The sequence below is a fragment of the Pontibacillus chungwhensis BH030062 genome (genome assembly GCF_000770675.1).
Lineage (GTDB): Bacteria > Bacillota > Bacilli > Bacillales > BH030062 > Pontibacillus > Pontibacillus chungwhensis.
Window position 1 is genome coordinate 18,452 of sequence record NZ_AVBG01000007.1, and the last position, 15,335, is coordinate 33,786.

15 protein-coding genes and 1 riboswitch are annotated in these 15,335 nt (G+C 41.1%); of the genes, 8 read left to right on the top strand and 7 right to left on the bottom strand.

The window, feature by feature from the left end; genetic code table 11:
* Nucleotides 1-146: 146 nt before the first annotated feature.
* On the bottom strand, nt 147-632 hold the full coding sequence (locus N780_RS10195; RefSeq protein ID WP_036783426.1) for a DinB family protein: 486 nt from the start codon (nt 630-632) through the stop codon (nt 147-149).
* 474 nt (nt 633-1,106) lie between these two features.
* Between N780_RS10195 and N780_RS10200 the strand changes: the two genes are divergently transcribed.
* The 5 genes from N780_RS10200 to N780_RS10220 are packed head-to-tail and all read left to right on the top strand — an operon-like array spanning nt 1,107 to nt 6,374.
* The gene (locus N780_RS10200) at nt 1,107-2,696 is read left to right on the top strand and encodes a spore germination protein (protein ID WP_232299522.1); all 1,590 of its coding nucleotides are present in this window, start codon (nt 1,107-1,109) and stop codon (nt 2,694-2,696) included.
* Nucleotides 2,693-3,892, top strand: coding sequence for a Ger(x)C family spore germination protein (locus tag N780_RS10205; RefSeq protein WP_036783430.1), 1,200 nt, complete (start codon nt 2,693-2,695; stop codon nt 3,890-3,892). Before N780_RS10200 ends, N780_RS10205 begins: the two co-directional genes overlap by 4 nt.
* 6 nt (nt 3,893-3,898) lie before the next feature.
* On the top strand, nt 3,899-4,114 hold the full coding sequence (locus N780_RS10210) for a hypothetical protein (RefSeq protein WP_036783433.1): 216 nt from the start codon (nt 3,899-3,901) through the stop codon (nt 4,112-4,114).
* A gap of 45 nt (nt 4,115-4,159) precedes the next feature.
* Nucleotides 4,160-5,260, top strand: coding sequence for a GerAB/ArcD/ProY family transporter (locus N780_RS10215; RefSeq protein WP_036783434.1), 1,101 nt, complete (start codon nt 4,160-4,162; stop codon nt 5,258-5,260).
* Nucleotides 5,261-5,273: 13 nt separating this feature from the next.
* Nucleotides 5,274-6,374, top strand: a complete 1,101-nt coding sequence (locus N780_RS10220) for a GerAB/ArcD/ProY family transporter (protein ID WP_036783436.1) — start codon at nt 5,274-5,276, stop codon at nt 6,372-6,374.
* 369 nt (nt 6,375-6,743) lie between these two features.
* Here the strand turns inward: N780_RS10220 and N780_RS10225 are convergent, their stop codons facing one another.
* The 5 genes from N780_RS10225 to N780_RS10245 all read right to left on the bottom strand — a co-directional run bounded on the left by N780_RS10225 (nt 6,744) and on the right by N780_RS10245 (nt 11,123).
* Nucleotides 6,744-7,940 carry a M20 family metallopeptidase gene (locus N780_RS10225; protein WP_036783438.1) on the bottom strand — a complete coding sequence of 399 codons (1,197 nt, stop codon included), beginning with the start codon at nt 7,938-7,940 and terminating at the stop codon, nt 6,744-6,746.
* A gap of 22 nt (nt 7,941-7,962) precedes the next feature.
* Nucleotides 7,963-8,802: a MetQ/NlpA family ABC transporter substrate-binding protein gene (locus N780_RS10230; RefSeq protein WP_036783443.1), complete on the bottom strand. Its 840-nt coding sequence runs from the start codon at nt 8,800-8,802 to the stop codon at nt 7,963-7,965.
* 15 nt (nt 8,803-8,817) lie between these two features.
* Nucleotides 8,818-9,480 (bottom strand): methionine ABC transporter permease, encoded by a 663-nt coding sequence (locus N780_RS10235; protein ID WP_036783446.1) that lies wholly within the window; start codon nt 9,478-9,480, stop codon nt 8,818-8,820.
* Nucleotides 9,470-10,489, bottom strand: a complete 1,020-nt coding sequence (locus N780_RS10240; RefSeq protein ID WP_036783451.1) for a methionine ABC transporter ATP-binding protein — start codon at nt 10,487-10,489, stop codon at nt 9,470-9,472. The genes N780_RS10235 and N780_RS10240 overlap by 11 nt, the downstream gene beginning before the upstream one ends.
* A gap of 151 nt (nt 10,490-10,640) precedes the next feature.
* A riboswitch (SAM riboswitch) is annotated at nt 10,641-10,749 on the bottom strand.
* A 98-nt stretch (nt 10,750-10,847) separates the two neighbouring features.
* Entirely contained in the window at nt 10,848-11,123 is a 276-nt protein-coding gene (locus tag N780_RS10245; RefSeq protein WP_036783454.1) for a hypothetical protein, read from the bottom strand.
* Nucleotides 11,124-11,281: 158 nt separating this feature from the next.
* Between N780_RS10245 and N780_RS10250 the strand changes: the two genes are divergently transcribed.
* Both N780_RS10250 and N780_RS10255 read left to right on the top strand, forming a co-directional pair.
* Nucleotides 11,282-11,599, top strand: a complete 318-nt coding sequence (locus tag N780_RS10250) for an ArsR/SmtB family transcription factor (protein ID WP_036783455.1) — start codon at nt 11,282-11,284, stop codon at nt 11,597-11,599.
* Between the two features lie 126 nt (nt 11,600-11,725).
* On the top strand, nt 11,726-12,277 hold the full coding sequence (locus N780_RS10255) for an NAD(P)H-dependent oxidoreductase (protein ID WP_036783456.1): 552 nt from the start codon (nt 11,726-11,728) through the stop codon (nt 12,275-12,277).
* 324 nt (nt 12,278-12,601) lie between these two features.
* Here the strand turns inward: N780_RS10255 and N780_RS10260 are convergent, their stop codons facing one another.
* Nucleotides 12,602-12,799: a DUF4083 family protein gene (locus tag N780_RS10260; protein WP_036783459.1), complete on the bottom strand. Its 198-nt coding sequence runs from the start codon at nt 12,797-12,799 to the stop codon at nt 12,602-12,604.
* Nucleotides 12,800-13,294: 495 nt separating this feature from the next.
* Between N780_RS10260 and N780_RS10265 the strand changes: the two genes are divergently transcribed.
* Nucleotides 13,295-15,202, top strand: a complete 1,908-nt coding sequence (locus N780_RS10265) for an LTA synthase family protein (RefSeq protein WP_052115003.1) — start codon at nt 13,295-13,297, stop codon at nt 15,200-15,202.
* Nucleotides 15,203-15,335: the final 133 nt, after the last annotated feature.

The following is a 15,335-nucleotide window of genomic DNA, read 5'->3' on the forward strand; positions in this document are numbered from 1 at the left end:
AGGCGGAATGAACATTCATTCCCCTCTATGGTAAGTATAAAAATGATCGTGTTTCCTAGTCAATTTATGGTGAAACGAATCTAACAAAATCCATCCATAGCACTAGAAAACCCGGGACCAATAGCCCCGGGTTTTTCCCGAAAATTCTATTTATTCTTCTCAACTGCTTCTTTCATTTGTTCAAGGTGACGAATCTCATGCCAACCGATAAACTCCGCCCACTGTTCAAGGGACATCTCCCCAAATACAGGATGCGGGAAGGAATAGTTTTGAAGGGTGTCCTCTTCTTTATTGTGAAGGAGGAATAACGTAGCTTCACGAGATCGCTTCAACCCTTCAAGTGCATCTTGAATGGTTTTGAAATCGCCCTTCGGCTTCAAGCCTTCAGGTGCATCGACTTTGTGGGAACGATCAGGTGTATGATGGATCGGCTTCTTAGTCGTCTCAACACGCTCGCCACCGCGGATCGTTTTATCAATCTTCTGGATGATGAACCCTTCCATTAAATAAAGGTGTTCCGCTACCTCAAGCACGGACCAAGTATTCTCATCTGGCTTTTGTGATGCTTGCTCATCTGACAGGCTATTTAAATAGTCTAACACTTGCTGACGCTTTTCTTCTAAACCGTACATCCAATCATCCTTTCATCTTTTCCCCTCCCACTTTACCACATCCTCCTCCCCCAATCACGCAGAAACCCCTCCCCTATCTCGATTCAAAGATAATCACTGACAATATGTATGAATTACCAAACAATGTAGAAGCTAACAAGAAAAGCGAAAGCGGCCGGTTATCCCAGACAAGCTTAAGACAACCCTCGGTGTGGAGACATTTGCCACAAAGAGGTTTGTCTTAAGCTCTAGGGGATGGGCGCTGGAGCTGGATCATGAAAAGCGAAAGCGCCCGGTTATCCCCGACAAGATTAAGACAGAACACGCCGTGTCGCTTCAGCCAACTAAAGCGTGTCAGACACCCTCTTACCCTTCAAAGCACTAAAGGGTGTCTGGCACCTTGTGTCACTTTAATGCACTGAAGGGTGTCTGGCACCCTTCAGTCCTTTACATCACCAAAGTATTTAATAAGTCAGCCTTTTATGAGGGATGGTTATGAAAAAGTTATTTCGTTTATTTACGAAAAAAGAGAATAGTGAACAAGCCGAGGAGCGCCCTACACTTATTGATCAAGATCTTCCTCAAAACCTTACCTTCATTAAGAATTCTTTGGGGGAGAGTACGGATCTTGTTATACGTAAGTTCAAAATTGGAGAAAAGCGAACGGTAAAAATGGCACTCGTTTATACGGATGGACTTGTTAATGAGAGTACAGTCCATGAATCTCTCTTAGAAACGCTCATGTCTGACGTTCGTCAAACTCAATTAAGTAAGCAAGCTTTAGACAAAGGTATGTACTATACTGTGCGAGATCATGTACTAACTATCGGAGAACTAGACGAACTTGAAACTTTAGACGACGTACTCCTGCACGTTCTATCCGGAGACACCATTTTGTTTTTAGAAGGTGAAACGAAAGCTCTCTGTGTTAGTACACGTGGTTGGCAGGACCGTGGTGTGGAAGAACCAAGCACCCAGGCTGTTGTTCGAGGTCCAAAAGATGGCTTCACAGAAACACTAAGAACCAATACCGCTTTACTCCGTCGTAAGATCAAAGATCCAAACCTGTGGATTACCACTCAAGCCATCGGTACCAAGACCAAAACGGATGTTGCTGTTGTTTACATGAACGGCATAGCTAACGACAAAATCGTTAAAGAAGTTCATAAGCGGTTAAACCAAATCAATATTGATTCTTTATTAGACAGCGGTTATGTAGAAGAACTGATTCAGGATGAGACATATACCCCTTTTCCAACAGTATATAATTCAGAACGCCCTGATAGTATTGCAGCTGGTCTCTTAGAAGGGCGCGTCGCCATCATTGTAGATGGATCACCATTTGTATTACTCGTCCCTGCTCTATTTATGCAATTCTTTCAGTCACCAGAAGACTATTATCAACGATCAGACTTTGCAACGCTCGTTCGCATCATACGCTTTATCGCTTTCTTTCTAGCTCTTTTAACGCCTTCCGCCTACATCGCGCTTACAACCTATCACCAGGAAATGATTCCAACGTCTCTACTCATTAATCTATCTTCACAACGAGAAGGCGTTCCATTCCCTGCTTTAGTAGAAGCGCTAATTATGGAAGTCACATTTGAGATTTTACGAGAAGCTGGAGTAAGGCTCCCAAAAGCGGTTGGATCGGCAATCTCCATTGTAGGCGCACTGGTGCTAGGGCAAGCAGCCGTTGAAGCTGGTCTCGTTTCAAGCGCGATGATTATTGTGGTAAGTCTGACCGCGATTTCAAGTTTTGTATCTCCAAGCTTTGATTTCGCTATTTCGATTCGCATGCTCCGCTTCCTATTTATGGTTTTGGCCGCAACGTTTGGTTTATTCGGAATCTTACTAGGTTTAATTGTGCTCGCTTTACACCTTGCAAGTTTACGTTCTTTTGGGGTTCCATACTTAAGTCCTTTAGCTCCATATATCACGAGCGATCAGAAAGATACCATTCTTCGTTTTCCTCGTTGGGGGCTATTTACACGCCAACGCCTTATTAACCAGAAGAACATAGATCGAGAGGACATGCATAAACCAACTGCAACATCACGACCACCAAAGGGTGATTCATCATGATAAGACGATGGTTTCTCTTATGCTTTACTCTTTTGTTTTTACTCACTAGTTTAACGGGTTGCTGGAGCAAAAGAGAACTAGACGAAATAGCTATCGCTACCGGCATTGGCCTTGATAAGACAGAGAATGGTTATAAATTTACGGTGCAAATTATTAACCCAGCAGAAGTGGCAGCTAAGACGATCTCAACACGAACTGCGGTTACCACTTATACAAGTGAAGGACGTTCCATGTTTGAAGCCTTAAGAGGACTCACAGACAAAGCACCCCGAAAAGTGTATTTATCTCATATCAGGAAAGTTGTTTTTGGAGAAGAATTGGCACGAGAGGGAATTAGAGAGACACTTGATTTCCTAACTAGGGATCACGAATTAAGAACGGACTTCCATATTGCAGTAGCAAAAGGAATGGAAGCTCATGATTTGCTGACGATTTTAACACCAATGGAGAAGATCCCTGCCAACAAGATGTATTTCTCTATGCAAACGTCAAGAGAATACTGGGCCCCTTCTCTCGTTATGAAAATACAACAATTAATCTCAACCATCCTTGAAGATGGAAAAGAACCTGTAATAAGTGGTGTGTACAATGTCGGTAATCTCAAAAAAGGGAGTAATCTCGATAACGTAGAAGATGTTGGGGCACCTACAGATGTACGCGTTGACTCTCTTGGCGTTTTCAAAGGAGATCAATTAATTGGCTGGATGGATCAACTTCAGAGTACAGGCTACAATTACATTATGGGAAATGTAAAGAACACCGCTGAGTATTTCAAGTGTAAAGACGAAGAAGGCAGTATTACCATCGAGGTCATGCAAGCAACAAGTAATAAAACCGTAACCATTAAAGATGGAGAACCCCATTTTAACGTTCAAGTGTCAGTTGAAGGAAATATTGCTGATGTTGAATGTGAAATAGAATTGATGAAAGTAGACACGATTAAGCGGTTAGAAAAGAACTTCAGCGATCAACTTTCAACCCTTTTAAACGACACTGTATCAGATGTTCAAGAAGATTTCCAAAGTGACGTTTTTGGTTTTGGGGATCTCATTTATCGGACAAAACCAAAGTATTGGAAGACGATTAAAGAGGATTGGGACAGTCGTTTCCCTGATGTGGACGTCTCAGTTGAAACAACCGTTAAAATTAATCGAACAGGAACCATTTCAGATCCTTATGAACTAAAAAAGGAGTAGTAGCCGATGTGGGTCATATTATACGGGGTTATTATAGCAATCAGCTGGATTCAAATACGAGGGTTATGGAGTCAATCTAATAAGCGAGATTCACTTATCTACATTGTAACCATGAGTTTCTCGTTAACCATATTGATTCTTTTTCAACTAGGGGTCCCGATTCCAAACCCACTTGAGTGGATCTCAGTAGTGTATGATCCTGTTCACAGCTTCTTTCAATGACCTTACCGGTAAACTTGATAACACATGAGGAAAGGAGAGAGTTTTATGAATGGAAAAGAAGAAATTAATGTAAGACAGTTTATGGTGTTCTTATTTTTATTTGTGATTGGCACCTCCATTCTACTCTCTCCTGCTACCTTGGCAAATATAGCTAGAGAAAGTGCTTGGATAAGTGTTGTTAGTGCATTAATCATTGGTACTGCTTTTATCCTCTTCTTCCTTTTAATCAGTATATGGCACCCGGAACAAAACATCGTGGATTTGAATCGTCTTCTATTTGGAAAATGGGTCGGAACGGTATTCTCACTCTTATTCATTCTATTTGCGCTCGTTAGCTCTGCCACAGTACTATGGACCATTGGCCACTTTATGGTCGTCCAAGTGTTACACGAAACGCCTCAGGCTTTTATTCATATCTTGTTCATGTTCGTCGTCATTTATGGAACTTATCTAGGGATTGAGACCGTTGCTAGAGCAGGCGAACTTTTCTTTCCATATGTGGCAGTTTTATTACTAATTATATTAGTTTTTAGCATACCTAGCATTGACTTAAACTACATCAAGCCTTACTTCGAAACAGGAATACAAGAGATTTTCAAGGGGGCTTGGTTTGATTTGAGTGTATCAACATTTCCTCTAATCGTTTTATTCATGGTATATCCTAAGCTTGTTCAAGATAAGAAAAAGGTAGTAAAAAAAGTAACGTTAGCTTATATCCTTGGGATGTTAACCATTTTAGCAGCTACTTTTATCACGACTTCTGTATTAGGAGTAGCGTACATATCACACCACCTCTATCCAACTTACGTATTAGCAAAAACCTTGAACATAGAAGGTTTGATTCAAAGAGTCGAAGTCATCATCGCTGTCTCTTGGATATTGACGATCTTTTTCAAATTATCTTTATACTTTTACGCTGCTGTTACCGCTCTCTCCCAAGTTCTTAAGGTGAAAAGTTACAGATCGCTTACCTTTCCATTGGGGATTTTCGTCATTGCACTATCGCTAATTGTTTACCCTAGTAGCATCTATGCAACGGAGTGGAATGAGACGACCTGGATCTATTATTCAGCAACGTTTGGGGTTCTTTACCCCCTTCTTATTGGAGTCGCAACATTCATCAGAAAAATGTTCAAGCGTTCTTGAAAGGAGTCCCACGATGAAAGAATCCATCACACGCTATCAATTCTTGTCGCTCGTTATTCTGTTTGAATTCGGAAGCTCTATCATCGTGGGTCTTGGATTTGAAGCGAAGCAAAATGCCTGGATTGTTATCTTATTGAGCATGATCGGCGGAGTTTTGCTTTACTGGCTTTTCACTCGATTCGTTACTGCTTATCCTGATACCCCTTTTCCACAAGTTCTTCAAAAATTGGCGGGACCTTACTTAGGGTATATATTGATATGGATGTATATAGCCTATTTCTTATATATAGCAGCACGTGTGTTACGAGATTTTACTATGTTAACCGCTCAGACCATCTTGCATGAAACACCTTTATTAGCGGTTTCCCTTTTGTTTATGTTTGTCGTTTGTTTTGCTTGCTACCTTGGGATTGAGGTTATTGCCAGAACAAGTGAACTATTTCTCCCATTTGCATTACTGATGGGAGGACTGTTTTTGATGTTTGTATTCATCATGGATCTACCTAAAGTCCATCACCTTCAGCCTTTTTTCAATCAAGATATAGGAGAAATTCTATCATTCGTCTTCCCAACGGGGATTACATTCCCTTTTGGAGAACTAATCGTTTTTGCAATCATCTTCCCCCATCTGGAACATCCGTTAAAAAGCTTCCGGTATGGAGTAATGGGTATACTCATTAGCGGGACGATCCTATTGATCATAAGCGTAACAATCTTGATGGTGCTTGGGCCTGCGATTGCTATGAGGTCGGTGGTGCCGCTCCTTGATACAATTTCGCTCGTAAACTTACAAGGGTTTATACAGCGAATGGACCCAATCGTCATCATTATTATGGTAATTACAGGCTTTTTTAAGATTACGATTTTCTTTTATGCGGCGATTGCCATGCTTCAATATTTGTTTAGACTCCCGAGAACACAAAGCAAAGGATTAATTGGGTTTATGGGCATTCTTGTTGTCATTCTCTCCATTCTAATTAGTCCAAATTTCGTCGAACATATAAAGGAAGGATTGGATATTGTGCCTCTTTATGTACACGTTCCCTTTCAAATGATCATACCTAGCATACTGTTCGTCCTTCTTCTTATTAAAAATAGAAAAAACACAGCATAAAAAATAGGGGGAAAGGCACGATTTACTCTTTCTATGCAGTAAACCGTACCTTTCCCCCTATTCCTTTCCTTTAGACAATTTTCTTAATGAGACGGCCAAGCATTCTTGGGATAAATGTAACAATGGCAACAATCTTATCAACTAGTTTATGCAACATTTCTAGTCCCTCCTTTTGGTTTGTTAGTTATTCTTTTCACGCAAATGCACAGCCCTAAACGCTGTTCCTTTAATATGAGTCATAGGTTGCACGTTTCGACTATTTCCCCGGTAATATTTCTACGTCATTAGACACCTTTCGTTGTGTGGGTTGTTAGTTTAGCCTAAGAAATGACGAAAAAGCAGCCACCTGCATTGCAAGTGGCTGCTCAATCATACACCTTGTTTAGCTTGAAACTCTGCTTGAACTTCTTGTAACAAGGCATGGTTCGTTAACAAATCGATGCCCGTTAAGGCCAACGCTTTCGCTCCTGTAATGAGTGCTTGGTCGCCTCGTTCTGATTTTGCCGCTTCTCTAAAGGCATCTGTATGCGGAACGAGGTCAGAGGGTCCTATTTTTATATAAGGGTGAATGGTCGGGACGACTTGGCTAATATTACCGGCGTCTGTAGAGCCAATTCCTTCACGGCCCTCGTTTACGTAGTCCTCTCCAAGGGCTATAGCTTTCTCGCGGAAAGCAGTGTCAAATCGTTCATTTAACACAAGGTTATCTACCCCGTTTTGAATAGGTGTTACCTTCACCGTCGCTCCTGTTGTGAGGGCTGCTCCTTCTGCGATCCGTTTCACTTTCGCTGTTACTTCATTACAGGCTTCACGGCTAGCTGCTCGAACGAAGAAGCGGGCTCTGGCGTAATCAGGGACAATGTTTGGTGCGACTCCGCCGTCTAAGATCACTCCGTGAAGACGAACGTCGTCTGTAACGTGCTGGCGAATCGCATTTACCCCATTAAAAAGTTGGATCACGCCATCTAAAGCGTTAATGCCATACTCTGGTTTAGCAGCCGCATGAGCCGATTGACCGAAGAACTCAAAGTCTAGCGGGTCAACAGCTAGAGACGCTGATGTTCCGTTTGTCTGATTTGAAGGATGAACCATCATGCAAGCATCTAAATCCTGAACAAGTCCGTGCCTGACAAATGTCCCTTTAGCACTGCCATTTGGTCCCCCTTCTTCAGCAGGAGTTCCAAGTACAACGACTTCACCTCCAGTTTGGTCGAGAACTTTACTGAGCGAGATCGCTGCCGCAACGCTCGTTGTGCCGATAATATTGTGACCACACGCATGACCGAGGCCAGGCAATGCATCATACTCAGCGAGGAACCCTATTTTAGGACCCTTGTCTCGTCCTTTTTTACGGGCAATAAAAGCTGTATCGTGTTCTGGAATTTCCCGGGTAACTTCAAATCCTTCTTGCTCTAGCAATCCACATAACGTTTCGCTTGCGTAATACTCTTCATTACCGATCTCTGGATTCTCATGGATTCGGTGACTTACGTCTAGGTATACAGCCGCTTGGGCATCCACATGCCGCGTAATTTCTTGTTCTACTGTTGTTCTAAAAGTGCTCATGCGACTCACTCCTTATTTGAAATTACCAACCAATCTTCTCAAGTGGTACGAAAGTTGGGATTAGAGAATCGTTGTATGTTTCACGGATATGCTCTGCAATTTCTTCTGTTTGATAGATTTCTACAATCTTCTGATACGCTTCTTTATCGGTTTCATCTGCTCTTGCTGCAATAATATTGATATAAGGTGTTGCAGTATCTCCTTCAATGAAGACCGCATCGTCGACTGGTACAAAGCCTGCTTCTACAGCAACTCCATTGTTAATTACACTCGCTGCCACATCCGGTAGCACACGAGGCGTTTGAGCCGCAACAACTGGTGTGAATTCTATATTTTTCGGATTCTCTTTAATTTTGTCTAAAGAACCATTTCCATCGAAGTCATCCGGAAGTCCAATTAAACCTGACTTTTCAAGTAATAGAAGCGCTCTTCCCATATTTGTTGCCTCTTTTGGAATCGCGATGGTACTTCCTTCTGGAATATTCTCAAGATTATCGTATTCTTCTGAGTAAACGCCCATCGGTGCAATAAGTGTCGTTCCTATTGGTTCAAGATCAAGATCATGCTCTTTAATAAATGAATCGAAGTAGGACACCGTTTGGAAGGCATTTAAATCAATATCACCATCAGCTAGAGCTAGGTTTGGTCTTACATAATCCGAAAACTCAACAAGCTCAATCTCGATGCCTTCTTTTGCAGCTTTTTCTTTAATCGGCTCCCATAACGGAACTCCAGAACCATTTAAACCGATCTTAACGGTCGTTGTCTCTCCTTCTCCTTGAGCCTCTGTACTACCACACCCTGCTAGAGCGGCTCCTACTGTTGCTAATAATGCTATGAATAGAATAACTTTTTTCTTCATATGTAATCTCCTCCTTTATCGTCTGCGTACAGCTTTTGAAATGTAATTTCCTAACGTCTGAACCGTTTGAACAATGACTACGAGTAAAATGACGGTTACAATCATGACGTTTGTTTCAAATCGTTGATATCCATAAGAGATAGCCAAGTCACCAAGACCACCACCTCCAACGAAGCCAGCCATCGCTGATGCACCAACTAAGCCAATGGTTGCGATCGTAATGTTTAAGACTAGAGAACTTAGTGCTTCTGGTAAAAAGACGCGGTAAATGATTTGCCAAGGCGTTGCCCCCATGGATTCTGCTGCTTCCACAACACCTGGATTAACTTCTAGTAAACTACTCTCAACAAGCCTAGCAATATAGGGGGCTGAGAAGAATACAAGAGGCACAACGGCAGCTGCTGTACCGATTGAAGTACCCACGATAAACCGTGTGATCGGTAAGATCGCCACTAATAAGATAATGAACGGGATCGAACGAAAGAAGTTCACTATGCCGTTTAATACTTTAAATAAAGGACCATTTTCAAGAAGCCCATTCTTTCTCGTTACGACAAGAGAAATCCCAAGCGGTAAGCCAATTAGAATTGCAAACAGTAAAGCGATGGCCACCATAACGATTGTCTCTTGTGTCGCTTCTAAAATCTTGGGCCAAAATGTGGCTAAATCAACTTGCATCGCGCGTCACCTCTTTCACTGTCACTGATTGCTGGATGGAATGTAGAGCTTTAAAGATCTCTTTCTCTCCTCCAATAAATTCGACGATCAGACTTCCGAATGGTTCACCTTGCAGTTCGGTAATTTGCCCGTACAACACGTTCACTTCAACATGATGCTGAGTAGCAGCCCGATAAAGAATAGGCTCTGAAGCTTGTTCTCTTAGGAACGTCACCCTGTATACGTGCCGTGTACTATCTAAGGCTTGTAGAATCGATTCAGGAATCTTATCGTTCATAACCGAGCTGACGAAATTCTTCGTTGTCTGATGCTTCGGACTTGAGAAGATATCAAAGACGGTGCCTTCCTCAATCACTTTTCCATCTTCCATAACAGCCACCCTGTCGCAAATCTCACGAATGACCTGCATTTCATGCGTGATCATTAGGATTGTAATGTGGTACTCTTCACGAATTTGTCTCAAAAGATCTAAAATCGAATCGGTTGTCTGCGGGTCAAGAGCTGAAGTGGCTTCATCGCAAAGAAGCACCTCAGGAGATCGAACGAGGGCTCTTGCAATGCCCACTCGCTGCTTCTGTCCTCCGGAAAGCTCCTCAGGATACTTCCCTGCTTGATCTGCTAACCCGACAAACTCAAGCAGCTCCTTCACCTTTCCTTCCACTTGCTTTCCTTTTTGTCCATCTAGCAAAAGTGGAAAGGCCACGTTTTGGTAAACGGTTTTCGATTCCAGCAAGTTAAAATGCTGAAAGATCATTCCTATTCGACGTCTCTCTTTCCGTAGCTTTGATTTCGGTAATTGAGTCAGGTCCTCACCGTCTAGCTTCACTTCTCCTGATGTTGGCCGTTCAATTAGGTTTACGCACCGGAGAAGTGTACTCTTACCCGCGCCACTAAATCCAATGACGCCATATATTGCTCCTTTATCGATCGATACATTGACGCCGTCAACCGCACGAATGGTTTGATCATTCTTTTTGTACACTTTCTCGATATTGTGTAATTCGATCATGTTGTCTGCCTCCTTTATTATCTTAAAAACAGATTGGAATACTTGGTTCACGAATAAAAAATGTCCTGCTTCTCTTCTCTTGCGACAACAAAAAATCCCCTCTTCTTAAAATAATAAGAAGAGGGGATTTACGTATATGTAGATCCGTCTCTTCTCATCTTTCAAGCCGAAGCTTGAAGGAATTGGCACGGTGTTCTAACTTAATAGAATCCGTTGCCGAGGTTTCAAAGGGCCAGTCCCTCCACCTCTCTGGATAAGAAGATTGTTTTCATATGTGTTTTTCGTTAATCCATATACTACAAGGGTAGGTTAGAATTGTCAAAGGATTTTAACAATTTAATAGTTAAAAATTTTAACATTAGCCCCACATAAACATCAGATAGCCATTAAATACAGCTAATCCAACACTTAACAGAAGCGTTAAAATCGGAATAATCTTGCCTTTCCCTTTCTCTTGTATGACTCCTACAACCCCAACAATTAGTCCAATAATGGCTGTATATCGTGTTAAATAAGAGAAAGTCACAATGGTTAACAGCCCCTCCATAGACACTACTATAAGGAGAGCAAGCAGCTGCCCTACAAATATGGCTAACATAAATAATGAAATCTTTCCTGATAATGCTTTTGGCACCGGTATTCCCTCCTATATTGGTTTATGTAAGGGAATACCCTTATCCGTTGAAATGTATTCCTTAAGATAAATGTTTGGTGTTGTTCCTATATGATTACTCCCGAATGCTCAAATCGATGATGTTGCCTTCCTTTGTAATAATCGATACAATATGATGTATGAAAATACCTTATCAGCCACCAATAGAAAGTGTTACATTTACAAAAGTTTTGCAGGCCCTTAGTGAACCAAACCGTGCAAAGATTATTCGGTGTCTGCGAGATACAGAAGAAAACAATTGCACCCATTACACGCTGCAACTTCAACTACCAAAGTCAACGGTATCTCATCATATAAAAGTTTTAAGAGAAGCAGGATTAATCCAGGCCCGAATTGTAGGAAAGGAGCATTTTTACTCCATACGAACGGAAGAAATCGAAGGAAAATTTCCTGGATTACTCGATGCGATCGGAAAAGTAAATGAAGAAGATTTGTAGCGTAACTTGAGAACCTCCTTTTTGGTGGTTCTCTTTTTTTATTTGCATTCCCCTAACCGAGGTGCTATAGTTTTAACAGTTCGATGGTTTTCGAACAATAAAACTATTAAACAAAGGATGTTAATCATGAACAATATTTTAGTTATCAACGGGCACGAACCATACCCAATCGCAGAGGGCCGCCTAAACAAAACCCTTTTCGATGAAATCGTAACGAAGCTCTCTACAAAATATGATGTGAAAACAACGGTTGTAAGTGAAGGATATGATGTAAAAGAAGAGCAAGAAAAATTCAAGTGGGCAGATACCATTGTTGTCCAAACGCCAATGTATTGGTTCAGTCTACCGGGTGGAACGAAGACCTATATGGATTCTGTCTACGAACCAGGCGTTTTCTTCGGTGGTGGAGAAAAGTATGGAGAAAGCGGCCTTATGACAGGGAGAAAGTACATGTTCTCAACGACATGGAACGCTCCAAAAGATGCATTCAGCAATCATGATGAGTTCTTTAAAGGACAAGATCTTGAAGAAGCAATTGATCACCTTCATAACATGCAAAAATATGTAGGTATGGAACCACTGAAAAGCTTTGGTGCCTTTGATGTCATCAAAAACCCTGACATTGACACGTACATGACAGAACTTCGCCAGCATCTTGCTGAAGTATTTGATGTTTAATTTTTGATATATAAAAAGGAGAGAGGTCGCGTAACCTCTCTCCTACACATTTACTATTTTACATAAGCGCCTTTCTTGGCTTTTTCATATGCTTCTTGTCCCATCCGCTTCACTTAATCGGGTTGTTCAGAAATCCTTATAAGACTACCACGGCTCATGAATAAAGGATCAATAAGCCTGACTTTCCCTTTTCTATGTAGATCATAATACATATCATTCTGTGTAACATAAACAGATTATGAAGTGGATCTATCCATTTACGCACACTTTATTGAAGTAGATCCAAAAACTCGATCTGTCTTTTGTGAATCATCGAGTGTCGCTTTATTTACGATTAGATTCTTCCAATAATTGATCGACCTTCTTCTCTAAACGATCTAAACGCGCCTCAATATTACGAGTGTGATCTTGCCTCTTCAGGATCTTCTTCATAAACAATGAAAAAGATACCACAAACATCACGATCAATAACACTACAACAAACACCATCATAAGCCCAGGCAACCCCACACTAGATATCAATCTAACCCTCCCCTTTCCTTATTATATAATACCACACCCTCACATTAACTTTACCACTGTAAAGACCCACAGCGTGCCAGACACCCTTTAGTGCTGTAGAGGACCACCGGGTGTCTGGCACGCTTTAGTATGATGAAGGGGATTTGTAGTTTAAATGTAAGGATATTGGTGAATATATATGAGGATACCGTCGGTGCGAAACTCGTTATTTACTAAATATGTAAAAATAACCTTTGATATTACGTTAAAAACATGTTAAATTTTTGTAAGGTCATAGATTTAAAATCGTGACAATTCTATGAATAAAGGGTACATTTCATAGTCATTTTGGCTAATTTGAGTACTGTTCCCATTGACCTTTTTCAAAATAAATCTATAATTAAATTCTAAAGAATTTGTAAATGTAGGATCTCAAGCACTTTGACTATACAGATAGAAGCACGATATCCTCAATCACAATCAATCATGGAACCAGCAATCAAAGGAGGATCACACATGAATAAAAGAGTAGACCGGTTGCTACAAAGTGGACTATTCTTCTTTCTCATAGCTACCGTATTGCTATGGGCCAAATCTTATTTAGCATTTAGATTTTCGTTTTCCTTAGACTTAGAAAATACAATCCAAGAATATATCCTGGCTCTTACACCACTAGGGTCGATTCTATTCTTCTTATCTCTAAGCTTCATTTTTCCAAAGGCGAAGCGAATTAAAGCATTTCTAACCTTATACTTCATCATGACGTTTGTTCTGTTTGCAAACGTTGTGTATTACCGATTCTTTAACGACTTTATTACCATCCCGGTATTAATGCAGTACAAGAACTTCGCTCAGCTCGGGGGAAGTGCAAAGTCTCTTATGAGTGTCACAGACCTCTTGTTCTGGGTTGATGTTGTCGCTCTATTCGTTTGGGCCCGAATGAAAAAAGGCCAACTTTCACTAAGCGTGAAAAAACGTACGATGGGTGCCATTGTTGCTACATCTCTTTTAGCGATTTCGTTGAACCTGAACTTAGCTAACGAAGAGCGTTCTGAACTTTTAACACGTACATTTGACCGTGCCATGTTTGTTAAACTTATGGGAGTCTACAACTTCCACCTATACGACACGGTTATGACGGCAAATACCCAGTCACACCGCGTATTCGCAGAAAGCGATGAGCTAACAGAAGTACGTAACTACTTGTCTAGTCAAAAGGATCCAAAAAGCGAAAACTTTGGCGCCTTAGAGGGCAAGAACGTTGTGCTTATATCAATGGAGTCCTTACAGAACTTTGCTATTGATTACAAAGTAAATGGTAAGGAAGTTACGCCATTTTTAAACGACTTAATTGACGATAAAAACTCTGTTTACTTTAATAATTTCTACCACAACACAGGTCAAGGGAAGACATCAGACTCTGAGTTCCTCCTTGCGAACTCCTTATACCCACTACCACGTGGCGCTGTCTTCACAACCAATGCTGGTAACGAATTTAATGGAACTCCTGAAATTCTAAAAGAAAAAGGGTATACATCCGCTGTGTTCCACGGTAATAACGATAGTTTCTGGAACCGTGATGTCATGTACCCAGCTCTTGGGTACGATCGTTTCTTCTCTAAGAAAGATTATGACGTAACGCCTGAAAACTCAGTAAACTATGGGTTAAAAGACATGGAGTTCTTTGAACAATCCATGCCAATGATTAAGAGCTTAGAGAAGCCTTACTACACGAAATTCATTACACTAACGCACCACTATCCATTCGTTCTGAACGATGAGGAAGATGTAATGATTGACCAGACGCAAACTGGAGACGGTACAGTCGACCGTTACTTCCAAACAGCGCGCTATATGGATGAAGCTTTCAAGAAATTCTTTGAAGATATGAAAGCAAACGGTGAGTATGAAGATACGGTCTTCATTATGTACGGAGACCACTACGGCATCTCTGAAAACCATAACCGAGCAATGTCTGAAATTATGGGCACAGAGATTCGACCATTTGAGCACACTCAATTACAGCGTGTTCCTCTTATTATCCACTCCCCTGGTTTAGAGGGTAAAACAGTGGATACAGTCGGAAGCCAAGTTGACTTAAAACCAACCATCTTAAACCTTTTAGGTGTTAAGAACGAAAATGACATTCAATTTGGTACGGACCTGCTTGCAAAAGATCGTGAAGACCTAGCTATTCTACGTGATGGTTCCGTTATAACAGATAAATACGTCTATGACGGCGATTCCGAGAAATGCTATAACAAAGCGACAGGCCAAGAAGTAGAAGGTTCAGAATGTGATGATATTGCTCAAAAAGGACAAACAGAATTAAACTTATCTGACAAACTTGTGTACGGTGATTTACTTCGTTTCTTAGAAGACGAAGAAGAGCCACTTACCAACTCACCAAATAAAGAGAAATAATTTTATTAGTAAGCCGCATAAACCATTGTTTATGCGGCTTTTTCTATAGATACGATCCCTTCTTCCTCTCTCCCACCCCCTAAAAAGTTATATCACAATAGAATGTTTCACTCCTATCAAATTAGGTTATAGA

Excerpts from the sequence above, each read along its gene's own strand:
- N780_RS10195 (WP_036783426.1), bottom strand. The coding sequence starts at position 632 with ATGTACGGTTTAGAAGAAAAGCGTCAGCAAGTGTTAGACTATTTAAAT.
- N780_RS10200 (WP_232299522.1), top strand. The coding sequence starts at position 1,107 with ATGAAAAAGTTATTTCGTTTATTTACGAAAAAAGAGAATAGTGAACAA.
- N780_RS10205 (WP_036783430.1), top strand. The coding sequence starts at position 2,693 with ATGATAAGACGATGGTTTCTCTTATGCTTTACTCTTTTGTTTTTACTC.
- N780_RS10210 (WP_036783433.1), top strand. The coding sequence starts at position 3,899 with ATGTGGGTCATATTATACGGGGTTATTATAGCAATCAGCTGGATTCAA.
- N780_RS10215 (WP_036783434.1), top strand. The coding sequence starts at position 4,160 with ATGAATGGAAAAGAAGAAATTAATGTAAGACAGTTTATGGTGTTCTTA.
- N780_RS10220 (WP_036783436.1), top strand. The coding sequence starts at position 5,274 with ATGAAAGAATCCATCACACGCTATCAATTCTTGTCGCTCGTTATTCTG.
- N780_RS10225 (WP_036783438.1), bottom strand. The coding sequence starts at position 7,940 with ATGAGCACTTTTAGAACAACAGTAGAACAAGAAATTACGCGGCATGTG.
- N780_RS10230 (WP_036783443.1), bottom strand. The coding sequence starts at position 8,802 with ATGAAGAAAAAAGTTATTCTATTCATAGCATTATTAGCAACAGTAGGA.
- N780_RS10235 (WP_036783446.1), bottom strand. The coding sequence starts at position 9,480 with ATGCAAGTTGATTTAGCCACATTTTGGCCCAAGATTTTAGAAGCGACA.
- N780_RS10240 (WP_036783451.1), bottom strand. The coding sequence starts at position 10,489 with ATGATCGAATTACACAATATCGAGAAAGTGTACAAAAAGAATGATCAA.
- N780_RS10250 (WP_036783455.1), top strand. The coding sequence starts at position 11,282 with ATGAAAATACCTTATCAGCCACCAATAGAAAGTGTTACATTTACAAAA.
- N780_RS10255 (WP_036783456.1), top strand. The coding sequence starts at position 11,726 with ATGAACAATATTTTAGTTATCAACGGGCACGAACCATACCCAATCGCA.
- N780_RS10265 (WP_052115003.1), top strand. The coding sequence starts at position 13,295 with ATGAATAAAAGAGTAGACCGGTTGCTACAAAGTGGACTATTCTTCTTT.